This window comes from Venatorbacter sp. C2-1 (genome assembly GCF_022832715.1).
In the GTDB taxonomy this organism is placed as follows: domain Bacteria; phylum Pseudomonadota; class Gammaproteobacteria; order Pseudomonadales; family Oceanobacteraceae; genus Venatoribacter; species Venatoribacter alkanivorans.
On sequence record NZ_CP094879.1, the window covers coordinates 1,200,663 to 1,216,516 of the forward strand.

Annotated in this window: 7 protein-coding genes; 6 read left to right on the top strand and 1 reads right to left on the bottom strand. The window is 47.0% G+C overall.

Features of this window, described 5'->3' with window-relative positions; all coding sequences use genetic code 11:
- The first annotated feature begins 3 nt into the window (after positions 1-3).
- Genes MT343_RS05460 through MT343_RS05475 form a run of 4 tightly spaced genes read left to right on the top strand, consistent with a single transcriptional unit; the run spans position 4 to position 11,434 of the window.
- The gene (locus MT343_RS05460) at positions 4-8,367 is read left to right on the top strand and encodes a lectin-like protein (RefSeq protein ID WP_145469133.1); all 8,364 of its coding nucleotides are present in this window, start codon (positions 4-6) and stop codon (positions 8,365-8,367) included.
- A 2-nt stretch (positions 8,368-8,369) separates the two neighbouring features.
- A complete protein-coding gene (locus MT343_RS05465) occupies positions 8,370-9,806 on the top strand; it encodes a hypothetical protein (protein WP_145469134.1) in 1,437 nt (478 codons plus the stop codon).
- A gap of 1 nt (position 9,807) precedes the next feature.
- Entirely contained in the window at positions 9,808-10,278 is a 471-nt protein-coding gene (locus MT343_RS05470; RefSeq protein ID WP_145469135.1) for a hypothetical protein, read from the top strand.
- Positions 10,279-10,285: 7 nt separating this feature from the next.
- A complete protein-coding gene (locus MT343_RS05475) occupies positions 10,286-11,434 on the top strand; it encodes a hypothetical protein (protein ID WP_145469136.1) in 1,149 nt (382 codons plus the stop codon).
- A gap of 528 nt (positions 11,435-11,962) precedes the next feature.
- On the opposite strand, the gene MT343_RS05480 is transcribed toward MT343_RS05475, so the two are convergent.
- The gene (locus MT343_RS05480; protein ID WP_145469137.1) at positions 11,963-12,604 is read right to left on the bottom strand and encodes a leucine-rich repeat domain-containing protein; all 642 of its coding nucleotides are present in this window, start codon (positions 12,602-12,604) and stop codon (positions 11,963-11,965) included.
- 173 nt (positions 12,605-12,777) lie between these two features.
- Between MT343_RS05480 and MT343_RS05485 the strand changes: the two genes are divergently transcribed.
- Together MT343_RS05485 and MT343_RS19585 are read left to right on the top strand one after the other, a co-directional pair.
- Positions 12,778-13,755: a LysR family transcriptional regulator gene (locus MT343_RS05485; protein WP_145469138.1), complete on the top strand. Its 978-nt coding sequence runs from the start codon at positions 12,778-12,780 to the stop codon at positions 13,753-13,755.
- Between the two features lie 120 nt (positions 13,756-13,875).
- Positions 13,876-15,771 (top strand): GAF and HD-GYP domain-containing protein, encoded by a 1,896-nt coding sequence (locus MT343_RS19585; protein ID WP_186435913.1) that lies wholly within the window; start codon positions 13,876-13,878, stop codon positions 15,769-15,771.
- The last annotated feature ends 83 nt before the right edge of the window (positions 15,772-15,854 follow it).

A 15,854-nucleotide genomic window follows, 5' to 3' on the forward strand; every position in this document is an offset into this window, starting at 1 on the left:
TATATGAATAACAATTATAAAAAAATATTTCTCACGCTGACGTTTGCCCTGAGTGCTGTTGCTGCTCAGGGAGCAAGCGTTTCGTCGAAGGCGTCTGTCTGGTATGACCTGGTACGTAATACAGGAACACCTGTCGACTATAACGGTGGCAGTATTACCCGTGCACAGGCCGGTATTATCAATGCTGACACGGTAACTTTCTGGGCTTCTGGGGAGCCTAATGATTCCAGCAGCGAAGATTGTGCGACACAGGTCGCAAACGGTAGCTGGAACGATCTTGGTTGTGAACAGAGCCGCCGGGTTGCATGTTTTAATGGCACTAACTGGACGATCAGCTCTGCCAGTGTTGCCATGGGCGCAGACAATAATGCAGCTGAAAACATCAGCAATGCTCAGAACGCCTGTCCTGCTAATACCTATTTTTCAGCACCGGTTACGCTTGCACAACGTAATGCCCTGTCCTCTGCCATCAGTGCAGCCAATGTAACTAATGGTGTCTGGATTAATGCTCAGGACATGAAAACTGAAAATGTCTGGGCAATTAATAAAAACTCTTCGGCCATTGCTCCTTTTTGGGGGGCGGGTGAACCTTCGGGCGCTGCCAGCGATTGTGCTGTTATTGATGGCGCAGGAAACTGGAGTGCTTCTGATTGTTCAGCTTCATATGCTGTTGCCTGTGCTGACGGTACGCTCGACAACTGGCAAATCGTAAACTCTCCGGTTGCATTTACTTCTATCGAAAAATTAACTCAGGTGTGTCAGCAAAGTTTCGGTGTTTTTTATCAGTTTGCTGCACCCCGTACTTCTTCTGATAACACTGCCCTGAGCAACGCGCTGTCTTCTGCCGGAATTTCTTCTGCCTGGATTAATGCGCGCGATAACGGCATTGAAGGTTATTGGATGCTGAATCACGGCTTGTTTGATTGGGCTGCTGGACAACCTGATGCCTCTGCGGGTATTTGTACTCAGATCCAGAAAAGTGATGGCAAGTGGATTACCGTTGATTGTGACAACAGAGGAAAACTCCTATGTTCAGACGGAAAAAACTGGATTATCCGTGCTGTAGAGCATCAATTCAGCAATCAGGCACTGGAAGCCTGTAGCCGGGGTGATGGGTATCAGAGCTATTTTCTGGCAGCTCCACGTACTGAACATGAACGCTCCTTGGTATCCAGGCTTAACAGTGCCCGTCCGTCCTCTGATACAGGGCCTTTGTGGCTGAATTTAAAATACATTCAGGACAGCAGCTTCTGGTTATGGAATGACGGCTATGATAGTCCGAATGTCAGTGGTGGTGATCTGGCGAGTGTCGTATGGTATGACCTTATTGAGGAAGGTACGAACTGGGTTGGTCAGCCTGATGATAGCCCATACTCAAGCTGGCAGAGGTATTCTGATAACGTCACCATTTATATGGATGAAGCCTCCAGAGCTAATCGTGCTGCAAAAGCTTATTTCAGCCCACGGGAGCCGAATGATTCGGGCGATTGTGTTCAGCTGTACAGCAGTAATGCACGCTGGGATGATGATGATTGCTATATATCAAAAAGGGTCGCCTGTTTTAATGGCTATGACTGGGCTATTTCCAGTGCATCAATCGGGCTGGAAATGGAAAACGCTCAAGGGACATTAAATGAATATCAGCTGGTAGATACGGCTAATGCCGCTTGCAGCACGATTCCGGATGCTAATGGCTCTGTAGGAAATTACCGCTTTGCTGCGCCAATGTCGTATGCGCAAACTCAGGATTTGCGTACAGTGGCTGCAAATGCAGGGGCTGGCGACGTTTGGATCAATATGAATGACCGCCGCCGTGAAAAAGCTTTTATCCTGAATATCGGTGTGGATGTATTGGCCCCTTTCTGGAATGCAGGAGAGCCTAATAACGCCGGTGCCGGAGAAAATTGTGCCGTTCAGCAAACCAGTGGCCTGTGGAATGATCTGAGCTGTTCTTCTGTCCTGCCACTTGCTTGTTTTAATCCTGAAGGTAGTGCTAACGGTTCCTGGAATATCACATCGACGAGTTACGCTTTTTCAACCCCCGAAGCTATGTCTGTTATTTGCGAACAGACATTTGGAGGTCCTTATAAATTTTATGCACCGGTTACATTAAGTCAGAAGAATGATCTGATATCTGCAATGACAAGCGCAGGTGTAAATAATGTTTATATCAATGCAAGTGATCTGCAGAGTGAAGGAACCTGGCTGCTGAATCAGGATATTAATAATTGGGATAGTGGCCAGCCAACGTTAAATACAAGTGAGCGTTGTGTTTCAGCATCTGCAGAGAGCTCTCGCTGGAGCGCCCGTGATTGTTCTATTGCATTACCTGTTGCCTGTACCAGTGGTGGACGCTGGTATTTTACGGATGAAACCGTCACTCTGAATGATTTCAGCAATGGCCAGAAAGCATGTTCAGAGCTTGCTAAGGGATACCTCTTCATTGCACCGCGTTCCCTGGATGAATCAGCGTTATTGCAGTACTACGCAAAACTTGAAGGTTATGGCGGAGATTTCTGGATCAATGGCAACCGGTTAAGCAGTTTCAGTAAATGGGAATGGAACAAGCCTTCTACTATTCTTCCTATCTGGTCCGGAAGTGAGCCAAATGGTGGTGTTAAAGCGAATTGTGCGACGTTGAGCAGTACAGATGCGTCCTGGTCAGATGAATACTGTGATACAGCTTCCGACTTTAAATACCTGTGCCGTAATGGAGATAACTGGGCTATTTCTGCGGTGTCTGGTGACCTTCATGATTTCTCTCTGGCATTTTCAGCTTGCTCTGCGTTGGGGGCCGGCTGGTATTTCGCAGCTCCGACAACGTATAACGAGAATATTTTAGCTAAAAATGCGATGGGAGCCGAAGCTCAAGTCTGGATGAATGCCACTGATGCTATGCGTGAAGGTAGTTGGGTATTAAATGCAGCTGCGATTGATCAATATCCTAACTGGGCTTCTGGTGAACCCGATAACGGCGGAATTGATGCAGTTTCTGAAACTGCAATGATTAAAGGCGAAGATTGTGTGTACCAGTCTGATAGTGGGTATTGGTCGGATACCAGTTGCTCTGGGGCAAATGAATACCCTTGGGCCTGTACTGATGGCTATATCTGGAAAGTAACCAAAGGACAGGGGCGCATTCAGAATCTTGCTGATGGCCATAAACAGTGTTTTAAAGAGTATGGCGCCGCTTTTGTATTTGCCTCACCTCTTAACAAAAATGATGCGATTCAGATTGATTTTGCTCGTCTTCAGGCCGAAAAAGAGCGGTTGTCTGCTATTTCTCGCGTTTGGTTGAATATGACGGATGGTGGAGATGAGGATATTGGTGCAGCTGGAACCGGTTCGCTTTTCCGTAAAAATCTGCCATTTGTTAACTGGCTGAATCCTTATCCGGGAGAAGAACCGCAGAATGTTTGTGTCTATAAATCGACTGTTTCTGCTGGGCAGAATAACCCTTGGTATACCGCAAATTGCACAGCTAATGCTGCACATTATGCCTGCTTCGATGGTGCCAGTTGGAAGATTGCGACGTCCAAAGGTACATTGGTTAATGGTTCACTTCAGGTAGTTCCTCAGGTTGGTGAAGATTACTGGTCTTACGAACGTGGCGATCGCATGTGTAAAGATCAGTTTGGCCAGCAGTACTACTTCTCTGCACCGGTAACTGCAGCTGAAGAACTGGCGCTGGATGCTACAATTCGATCGACTAATGCTCAGGTGAAGAGTACTTGGCTCAATTATTATTATGTGAGCAATATCACCTCCAAAAATAACCGTTGGTTTGCTAATCGGCTGAAGCTTGGCGTTTGGCAAAAGCCTGTATTTGATAATTACAATAACTCAGATTGTGCCGTCGTGGATGGCAGTGGTAATTGGACAGATGTCCCCTGTTCTGAAGCTCATCCATATGCGTGTTTTGATGGCAACTGGACAGTGACAGGACTGAGTGGTCAGTGGAGAGATGGTTTTTCTGCCTGTGATAATTCCCTGGCTGGAAGAATGTTTGCTGTACCCCGAACCCCAGATGAAATGAATGCTCTGATCAACCAGATCAGTGGTGGAGAAAAGGTCTGGGTAAATCTTTCAGATACAGGACTCGAATCTCAGTGGATATCTAATCGCTTACGTTATGCTTGGTGGGCTGAAAATGAGCCGTCCAATACAGGTAACCGTGATTGCGCACGTATAAACAGTACGGGTGAATGGTATGCGGCCAAATGTTTTACAGAGACTGCTCCATTCGCCTGTCGCAAAGTGAACGGTGCTAATATTGAATGGTACCTGACAACGGAAGAAGGTATTTGGTCGCACGGTTTTTCTGCCTGCGCTCTGGAATATCCGGGTAGTGAATTTATTTCGCCAAATGGCTACGGCAACCATTCTGCAACGATGGATCAGAATACTCTGCAGGCCATTGTTATTGCGGCGAATAAAGATGTCTGGCTGAACCTGAGTGATCAGGAAGTCGAAGGTAGCTGGCGCCCGTATCAGGTTTATGGTGATTGGGCTGTAAGCTCCTTGCTCGATCAGAATAATGACTGCGGTTATTTTGATCGTGTGACAACAGGGAGCGGAACCTGGCATTCGGATAGCTGTAAGTATTTATCTGGCACACCAGTATCCCGTGGATTTTCATGCACAAACGGCTATGAATGGCGTGTTGTAAACAGCGCACCAACGACTGACTTGCGCTGGTCCGAAGGCTTTACTGCCTGCCAGGCCCAGGGTACTGACTGGCATTTTGCAGCGCCTACAAATGCTGTAGACAATGCAAAATTAAAACTTGCCCTGGAATTAGCAGGTCTTGAGCAAGTCTGGATTAATGCCCACGACCGGATTGAGGAAGGTGAATGGCAGATTAATGGTGCGGAAACCAACTTTGCCGTATCCATTGATCTGACTCAGACAGCACAACTGGTTAATGAACAGGTTAATAATATTCAGTTGCATGCATTGCTGGCTGATGATGAGGAGGTTGGTGTAGCGTCGGCCAGCTGGGAGTTGATCAGCAATACAGATTTTGACAACCCGGCAAGCACTCACAATGATATTACGGTGGGCAGCAGTGTTGTGACTTTGGGGGCCAATGGCACGGCAACGGTTGTCGCCAATTATTCAACGCCGGCTTTATTGCAGAAAGACCGTATTCTGACCTTTAAAGTAATTGCGACGGATATTCCTCCTGGTACGGCCAGTCCGGCGGTGGCAGAAGCTTTTGTCAATGTTCGGGTAAAAGCACCTATTCTTGCACACTACGACTTTAGTAATTCATCACAGCCGCAAAATGATATTTCGGGCAATGATCATCACGCCCTTAATACGGTGGCATATCCTATGCCAGATGTCGTTAACGGCGCTCTTATGCTTGAAAACACACGAAGCATGGTAATACCTGGCCTGGCAGCCGACAGTGTTAATGGGTTGGTACTTCCGGAAGATGCATATACGGTTGCTTTCCGTATCAGTGTCGAAAGCGCCGTTGCTGGCGGTATTCTGCAGAAAGGTGATGGTGATCTCGAACGTCAGCCTGCACTCTTTATGTATCCGGATGCTGCTTCTTTGCATGCAACTAACTCAACAAGCGCTGACAACAATCGTGCAGCTAACGTTGCAGATATTCCTTTCCAGCAGTGGCTGAATCTGATTTACGTTAAGGATGCTACAGGGTTTCGTGTTTACATCGATGAAGAACTCGCGGCGAGTTATACCTATACTGGCGGGGAAACCGCAGTTGCTAACACCGGCAATCTTTATGTCGGTAAAGTTCCGGGACATGCATCCTCTTTCTTTGGACTGCTTGATGACTTACAAGTCTTTAATCGGGCACTGAATGCAACGGAGAGAGCTAATATATTGCCTGAGCCGCCAATGGGGCAGGTTCAGTTTGTTGATGCTGGTACCATTACTGACGAGTTCACAACAATACCGGGAAATACTGTCACTATCGCATTGGAGCGTACCCGTGGCAGTAAAGAACCGTTAACTGTTTATGTAGACGTCGATAGTACTAATAGCACTGCTACGCGTGGTACTCAGGCTGATATGATAACAGCAGTTAATGCAGCAGATTTTGCTTTCCCTGCCAGTTATATCCAAGGCACAGGTTTAGCGGTCAGCTGGCCTGCCAATACCCGAGGTCAACAAAGCTTCGTCATTACATTGGATAATGACGATGATAACCTGCGAGAGGGTACCGAAATTGCCCGCCTGAAAATCAGTGATACCGGTAGTGCGAACACCGGTACACCGGCGAATTTTGCATTGCGTCTTACTGATCTGACGCCAAATCCTTATGGAAATTTTTCGTTGGTTGGTCCAGACCCACATGTTGTTCTGGAAAATAATAATGCTGTTCAGAGTTTCTGTATCCGACGTGAGTCGGGTTCCGATGGTGAAGTAACAGTCAGCTATGAAATCAGTGGTGATGCGATCGCTGGCGTTGATTATCAATATGTAGCAGGAGATATAACTCCGGCAGGCAGTAGCGGCAATGTCATCTTTGCTGATGGTGATGGTGCTGATAAATGCATTAATCTACAAGTTGCTGTAAATCCAGAGGTGGGTACTGCTGATAAGTCGTTATCCGTTGCCCTGACAGGCCTGACTTATACGGCACCAACAGATCCTATTTTGACAGCTCAAAATAATGCGGTGCTGATTATTCGTGATTATGCCCCAGGAGACTTTTCATTTGCTGCGAGCAGCTTTAGCTGTAAAGAACCAAATACTGGTGTAACTGTCCCTGATGAGCTGAAACCTAGCGCTGCAGAGCTGACATGTGAGGTTATTGTTACCCGGACCAATACAAGTATTTATGCACCAACGGCAACTGTTAATGTTATTGCTTCTCCTGCATCACCTACAGATTATGGCTTTACTGCTCAGCTTAACTGGCCAGCAATAACGCCTTCTGAACCAGCAAGTGCTGCAACTGAAAATCAGTTAATTACTTTTACTATTGTGAATGATGATGTTCAGGAAAATGATGAGATTGCATCTTTGTCGCTAATCCCTGCTGACTCTGAGAATATTGTTTCGGGTAATGCCGCGCTTACAATTGTGGATGTTACAAGCCCTGCATTAGTGACTTTGTCATCAGCAGTTGGTTCGGTTGATGAAGGCGATGATGTCATATTTAATATTCTGCGTGGTGGTAACCTCAATACGGTATTCAGTTTTGATTATGAATTAAGTGTTGAAGGAAAGCCGATAGGGAAATCAGATTCAGATTATGTTGACTTTGTCGGAGGAGCTGCACAAACGGGTACTATCAGTTACAGTATTGCTGATGCGAATGATTCTCGTCAGTTGGCGTTTAAGTCCATAGATACTTTAGATCCAACCGCAAGCGTTGGCTTGAGGTTAATGTTGAAAAACCCAACAACACCAAGAGTTGTTGGAATGGGGGTGCTGAGTAATGCCAATAAAGACAATACAATCAACCAAACCGATGATCTTGTTACGGTACTGAATACAAAGGACAGTATCCAAAACAATTACAGTATCAAGCTTACGGATGGTGGAGACATTCGCGAATATCAGCCGGGAGTAGATGCTTCCATGCCAACTTATCTGGTGGCTTTGGAGCAGCACTCACCTAACAGGAAGGTAATTAATTGGTCATTTACGCTACCCGCTAAGAATACACTTGATATTGATTACACAAAAATTCGTTATAGCTGGCGTTTGTTAAATGCTGCAGGGACTGCTCCTGCGACTTGGTTTGATGGTGTAAATAACCAAACGGACACTGCAGACTTTCTTGGTGGAGATACAGGTCTATTTACCGTCAACGGTAGTGCAGGCAATGGAGAAGTTGAGTATGGTGACGGACTGCAGAGTCCGGATGATAGCCTGACCATTACTGGCTCTATGCGCATTCCTTTTGTTCTGGATCCGACTCAATTTACTTTAGAATTGACTTTGGAAGGAGGAGATGGGGTAACCTGGCCCGAACTTTACCAACGTTCCATTCCTATTGCAGCCCAGCCGTATTACCGTCAGTTGTATAACAATGGAAAATGTTTAAATCGTTCGGGAAAAACATCCTCCTGTGGTTATCCGGCGAATTTCTGGACATGGAACCAAAGTTATAATCGCTTGATCAATCGTCAGTCTTTACTGGATTCCGCAAGTAATATCTGCTTCCAACAAAGCGGTAGTGGGGTAGCGATCGTAGATTGCTCAAATACCAGTAATACCAACGTGACATTCCCTACCGTCAGTGGCTTTAATCAGTTAAATGTTGGAAGTAATGCTGTATGTGGCGTGTTGTGGAGTGACAATTTGTCACAAACGAGTAATCCAGGTGGTTGCATTGCAGCTCACAGAACTTGGAGCTGGTCTGCTCCTCTGGAATTTTGATTATGAAGAATAATTATCAGATAGTCTTATTTGTGATTACTTTGCTATCTCCGATGGTATCGGCTATGCAACCTATGGATGAATCTCAGTTAGGAGAAATTACAGGCGAAGGCATCGGCGCTACCTTCGATAATGTCGTGATTCATTCTGGTAATTATGGTGATCCGGATGATTTTCAGATTCGTTATAAACTGACAGAAAATGGCCCGGAAACGCTTATATTCAGTGAGCTGCGTTTTTATCGCTCCGGTGCGACACCTGGTCAGGCTGACAGCGGTGGCTTTTTCGGTACCTACGATGATCCGTTTTTTGTTGGAGATTTGAGGGAAATCAGTGAGAGCTACATAAGTTCTATTGATCCTGAGGGGGATGGAACCTACGTTGATGCAAACCGCACCCATGTCGCTTTGTATACAGGATTTCCGGCGGCGGATGTTAGCCAGCTTAACCGAAATTTTTATTCATATTCTGGAAAACGGTTTAATGCCCCATCGAATGTCGGTTCTTCATCATACTATCGGGGGCTTCCTAATGGTTTCTTCAGCGGAACACCAAATGTTCCGCTAGGCAATCTTGAAGAGTTAACCACGCAGTATGCGGGATATCTTGCTGGACAAGATGCACGTTTAGATCAGGCTACTGATAAATTTGACCTGCATTTCCGTTTGGATGCCATTACCAGTGCAAATGTAAATATGAATACCGACGACCAGTTTATTGCTTTCGTCGATGTTGAAGGGGCGCGTCTCTATGGGACTAGCTCATACATTTGGTCTCACAGCCGTCAGAACGAAGTACTCGGGCAAACAGAAATTAATAAATATAGGAATAACAGTGCACCTGTTCAGGCTGATTATGGTCTGGCAATGGCGATGACAACAGGCTTGCGAGCTGATGTTATCCGTATTTCTGCAGACCCACGGGTCAGTGATCCTGTCACTCAGGAAGCTGCAAAAGCGAGTATCCTAGAGTTGCGTGATGTTGATATGTATCTGCCAATGGGAAGTGTTGATCAGCCAATGACAATCAGCACTGTACAATACTCTCAGGTCCAGCGTGGAACATGGAAGAATCCGACGTATCTTCCAGCCAGTACACAGCTTCGTATTGAAATCGCAGCGTTACCAAAAGAAGTTCAGCAAGCTCCTCAGGGAAATATTTATGTTCAGTCGCTATCTTTTGGTGATCCGAATGATGAAGAAGTTATTACCGGACGGGAAGATATCTACTTGCGCGATGCCAGTGGGAATATTATAGCAACAGTGCCAGATGTTATTCATCGTGCCTTTGTTCCTAAGACCGTTATCTATAACGAGCAGGTCGATTTATATAATAAGAATAATCCCTTGAATGAGATTCCTCTGATTCCTAATCAGAATGTTATTGAAATAAAAGGGATTGAAATCCAGCGTATGATTATTACGACACAGGATCTTTGATATGCGAATTTTTGCTCTTATTTTTTTGTTGATTCCTGTCATTTCCTGGTCAGAAATGAATGAGTTGACTGAAGATGAAATGGAAAGCACTAGTGGCCAGTCAGGGATTACGCTAAGTGCGCGCTTTGAATTCGATGAAGGTAGCCGGATAAGCTACACCAATAAAGATGCTGAATATCTTGATTCTCAGGAATACTGGTTTGTTGTTGATAACCTTACTGGAGCAATGGAGATAAAAGGACTTAAGCTGGATCTTGTTGGGGATTTTGGCCCATCAAAAAACACTGGTGCTTTACAGTGGACTCTGCCGGAGGAAATGGTATTCGATAATTTGAAAACGGACGGGATCTATGTCGGAGCAGGAAAAGAAGTAGATGCTGGTTCAGGTCATCGCTTCCTGATGGGTATGGAAATTGACGGAGTTCTGCAATTTCCTGCAGCTACGACTATGAGCATATTTGCAACTAAATAGGTGGAATATGAAAATAATAAAAATTCTGCTGCTGAGTACAATGTTCCACACCTTGTGTTCATATGCAGCAATGAAGCCTATGGATGAGGCAACACTTTCCGAGACATATGGACAGGCTATTTTTGAGGTTACAGACCAGCAGGTTTCCCAGGCCGATGGATCGGCTTTAAGCCTGTTAAGACTGACGATGGGAGCACGAATAGAAATTAATGCCAACGTCGAGGAAATATCCCTCGGGCGTTACTGGCGCCCGGAAGGAACTAACTGTAGCGGTGGCCCGGACAACAATAAGATTTGTTATAACAATGTTGTTCCTGTGGATTACAACGATAATATCGACTGGGCATGCACCGCGAAGCCTTGCGGCTCAGTGGGTCTTGATGCGAATTCATACAAGTCATCAAGCCTGACTCACACAACCGGGGGGGCCAGTTTCTTTGAATACCCAGGCGGTTACCAACCAGACTCCGGTGTAGATGTGAAATTGCGTGACGTTACAATGGGTCAGATTCGGAATGAAAATGGTGTTTATGAAATGCTGCCTTTTGTGCAGGAAAATCCTTACTTTGAGTTCGCTTTTGATGAGTCATCCGGAGTAAGAAAGCTGGTCGGTTTTCGAATGGGGGCTGAAGATGCATTTGGTTACCAGGGTAATATTATTGATGTTATTTCTGGCTTTATTCGTCCGACAATTACTGCGGATACTGGTTTCCTTGGACAGGTCAAACTGGAAGCTTTCCTGGGGGGAGTGCGAACTATTGGCTGGCTTGATGCGAATAATCTGACCATCTTTGATGTGTCTGGTCTGGCTTCTCTTTTGATTACCGATCCGCAAAGTCTGGTCAATATGTCGAAAGAAGCTCAGTTATTTCCCGTACAGTCTAATTATCTGGAACATACAGGAGCATTCTTTTTCAGTGTCGGAACCCGCTCTATCCAGTGGAGCAGTGTAGGTGGTTTTTCTCCGGAGGTAACGGAGCCAGGATTCTGGCTCAATATGGGTGGAGATGGTGGTCTTATTGCTAACACAAGGGCTGGCGATCACCCGAATAACTATTTTCCAGGTCATCCTAAGTATGATCTGTATAGCGGTAGTGAGAATTATGGTAATGTGAATAACTTGCCTAAGTGGTCACAAACATACAGAAATCACTAAGTTTCCTATGTTATTAATGGAAGCAGCGCACAACATCAGCAGAAAGCGTTGTTGTGCGCATCTTTTTCTCAATTTTGAAAATTTTTCCTGCTTCACTAGACCTTTCAGGAAAAGCATTTTCTTATAGCAAAGAATATCCTCAAGCTGAAAGTCTTTCTGAATCATCCTTTTTAAATGGATTATCAGATACTGTATTTTCGATTCGACCTGTTGTGAAATAGATCAAATTGTGTAGACAGTGCATTTATAATACTCAACTCTCTGTATGCTCAGATATATATATATAGTTCTAACTGATAAAGGGAAGTACTTATTGAGGAGTTGTGTTAATTGTGCGCTCACTTCTGAAGTAATATAGGTAAATTACTTTGGCCTTTGGGTCGAGAGCCGAAAAACTAGCAGGTTTTACGTAGGGATAATTTGACCCTGATATGAACGAGAGCCCTAGGCGTAGATGGCTTTTCACATTGAAAGGCTCAGCGTAAAAAAGCCGGCACTTGCCGGCTTATTTTGATCATTGTTCCAGCATCAGATGCTGAACGTTTGCAGTGAGACCGGTAATAAAGATGGCATTGGCGCAGGATTATCCTCCGCTGCCAGATGACGGATAGCCGTTGTACTTACCAGTGGCTCAAGGCTTGCCACTCTATTATGGTTTATATAAAGGCGGGTTAGTTTGGGCAATTGGCTTATAACATCAACCGAATGAATCTCGTTATTACCGGCAACTAATGTGTTCAGCTGGTGTAGTGCATCTAACTGACTAATGTCACTAAGTTTATTATGGCTGACATCCAGATAGCTCATGGAGCTAAGGCTGGTAAGTGGCGTAATGTCAGCGACTTCATTCATGCGGATATTCAAAACACGCAGATTTTTAAACTGTTCGAGCCCGTTGAGTTGTTGGATATTCTTGTCCGCACACTCCAGCATTTGCAGCTGCTCCTGATATTCAATTCCTGTATCTGCAATACAGCTGTGCAGGGCACTGTCAGCCAGGCGATTAAAATCTACCGGAGTCAGGGCAACAGCGGGCGGCTGCTTATTTGTGTCAGGTGTGTTTGAATCAGTGCCGCTGTAGCTGCTGCCACTACCGCCCCCGCCATTACATGCGGCGAGTAGGGTGCTGAGTGCTGCAGCCAGTGCTGATCGGGTCCAGGACGTATTCATGGTAAGCCTGTTTTATTATTTTTTTAATGGATACCATCGTACCACAGTGACCAGAGACACTCTAGATTCGTATGAAAAACGGCCGATTTTGTAGCTCATTGATTTATAAGTAAAATTATCCGCTCTGGTGACACCTGAGCCGGTATTCGATGTAAAGGGAGCGTAATATCCACATGCTGGATCTGAATCAACTGACTGTGTTTATCCGTGTGGTGGATGAAGGCAGCTTTACTGCCGCCGGTAAGGCGCTGGGAATGCCCAAATCACGCGTTAGCCGTATGGTTGCCGACCTTGAGGCAAACCTTGGCGCACGCTTACTGCAGCGTACTACGCGTCAGCTTAGTATGACGGAAGTCGGTAGCGCCTATTACAGTCGTTGCCGGCATCTGGTACATGAAATCATCGAAGCTCATGAGATGATTTCTGACCGCGAGGGGAACCCGCAGGGTTTATTGCGCATTGCTGTACCAATGATGGCCGGCAGTGGCGTTATGGGGCATTACTTTGCCCGTTATCAGGCTCAGTATCCGGATGTCCGGCTGGAAGTGATTCATACCGACCGTCCGGTCAACCTGATTCAGGAAGGCTTTGATCTGGGGGTATACCTGGGCGATCTGCCCGATTCGTCGCTGATTGCCCGTACGCTGGCAGAATCCGATTCTGTACTCTGTGCCGCGCCTTCGTACCTGGCACGTGTCGGGCGGCCTTTACATCCCAACGATCTGACGCAGATGCGTTGTGTCAAAATCGGCGAGGGCAGCCAGCCGCAAAGCTATGAACTGACGCATAATGAAACCGGTGAGGTTGTGGAAGTTAAAGTTGAGCCGACAATCTCAACAAACTCGGTGGTTGCTGGTCTGGGGAGTCTTGTGCAGGGCGCTGGCATTGGTGATGTGCATTACCTGCTGGCTGGAGAGCAGTTTCTTAATGGTCAGCTGGTACCGCTGTTTACCGACTGGAGCCTGCGACCGCAGCCAATATCTCTGGCCTATCCGTCACGCCAGTACCTGCCACGCAAAGTACGGGTGTTTATTGATTTTATGGTGGCCGAAGCAGAGCGCCTGGAAAAGGTTCTTGATGCCTTGCCAACCACTGAAGAGCAGATAACGGCTTTTGCCAGATTGCTGCGTAACGAAGAGCGTAAATCCTAGGGCCTGTTTAATTAGTGTTAACAGGCCCTGGCCGATGCGTGGGGGCCGCAGCACATGTTTCCTCGTCAGGGTCTATTCTGGAAGCTGACACGGTAACGGCATGTGTGGATGGATACCCGAATGAGCACGGTACCTTCGCTTTTTTTCCCTGAATCCTTGTCGCAGGAAGCAGCCCACGTTGTACAGGCGCTGCTGGATGGCGGCTATATGGCTGTGGCAGACTCTGCGACTGCGGACATTGGTTTATATTCATCAGCATTAGCCTGCCAGCAGGCGCCGCAAGGCCAGATCCGCCTGCTGGAGTATGATCAGCACAGTGGCCTGGATTACAGCACCTTAGGGGCTGACATTCTTCTGCCGGTTTCTTTACCGGTACCCTTTTTAAACAATGCCCTCAAACAGGCCCTGCGCCTCTACCAGCAACAGCAGCAATCGCAATACCTTTCCCGCCAGCTTGCCCATCAGGAAAACCAGTTTGAACGCCTGATGGATATCGGCCTGGCGCTGTCAGCTGAACAGGATCACGCCCGCTTACTGGTGCGAATTCTGCAAGAGGCGAGGCGTTTTGCTAACTGTGATGCTGCGTCGATTTTTCTGATTGAACCCGGCGACAACGGCGAGCGGCAGCTGGTGTTTAAACTCAGTCAGAATGACTCGGTGGAATTTCATTCGGAAGAGCAGCATTTTACGCTCGACAGCTCATCACTGGCCGGCTTTGCCGCGCTGTCTGGCGAGATCCTGAATTTTGACGATGTCTACCACCTGCCGGCAGGCTCCGGCTTTGCATTTAATAAAGCCTATGACCAGCAGCTGGGTTACCGTACCCGCTCAATGCTGGTTATTCCGATGCGCACACACGATGGAAAAATTGTCGGTGTTATCCAGTTTATTAACCGTAAACGCAGTCCTCAGGTGCAACTGAGCAGCCCCGAGATCGTCGAACGTGAAACCCTGCCGTTTGACGAGCGTCTGGTAACCCTGCTCGAAACCATGGCCAGTCAGGCCGGGATTGCGATTGAAAATAACCTGCTGATTGAACGTATCAATACTCTGTTTGAAGGCTTTGTCAGTGCGTCTGTGCACGCCATTGAACAACGTGACCCAACCACTTCCGGTCATTCTTTCCGGGTTGCGGAACTCACCATTGCACTGGCCGAGGCGGCGCACAGTGAAACCGGCCGCGAATATCAGGCCATCCGTTTTCGCAGCGAAGAGCTGCGTGAATTACGTTATGCCGCACTGCTGCACGATTTCGGCAAAGTCGGGGTGCGTGAACATGTACTGGTAAAAGCCAAAAAACTCAGCCCGGAAGCCTGGGTGCGTTTTCATTACCGTATAGCCCTGCAGAAAGAGCGGGTGCGTAATCATTTTCTGCAGCAGAAATTAACCGCTGCACGAGAACGGCGGCTGAACACTGAATATGAACAGCAACTGCAGCAGGCTGAAGAACAGGCTCTGCAAAAACTGGATGCGATGCAGCAGGCCGTAGAACTGGCTAACGAACCCAGCATCCTTGATGAAGGTACATTCGGGCATCTGCAATTATTGCGTGGTGAGGTTTACGCCGATATTGATGGGTGTGAACGGCCCTTGCTGGAAGATCAGGACTTTCTGGCATTGGCCGTGCGCCGTGGCAGCCTGACTGAAGAAGAACGGCGTGAAATAGAAAGCCATGTCAGCCATACCATCCGCTTTCTGGCCACCATTCCCTGGACGCCGGAGCTTGAACGTATCCCGCAAATTGCCGGAGCACACCACGAAAAACTGGATGGCACAGGTTATCCCCATGGGCTGATTTCCGCTGATATTCCGGTCGGCGCAAAAATGATGGCCGTGTGCGATATTTTTGATGCCTTAACCGCCTCCGATCGCCCTTACAAAGCTGCGATGCCGGTCGGGCGGGCGCTTGATATTCTGCATGCCGATGCCGGAAACCATAAAATTGATGCGTCACTGGTGCGCCTGTTCAGCCGTCTGCCATTGCTGCAGATATTACCCGGCCTTAAATCCATCTGATTCCTGCCCCTGCCGGCTTTCGGCGCTTTGTAATCGAAATGTCATATAACCGCAACATACTGCACCGCACTTAAGGTGCGGCT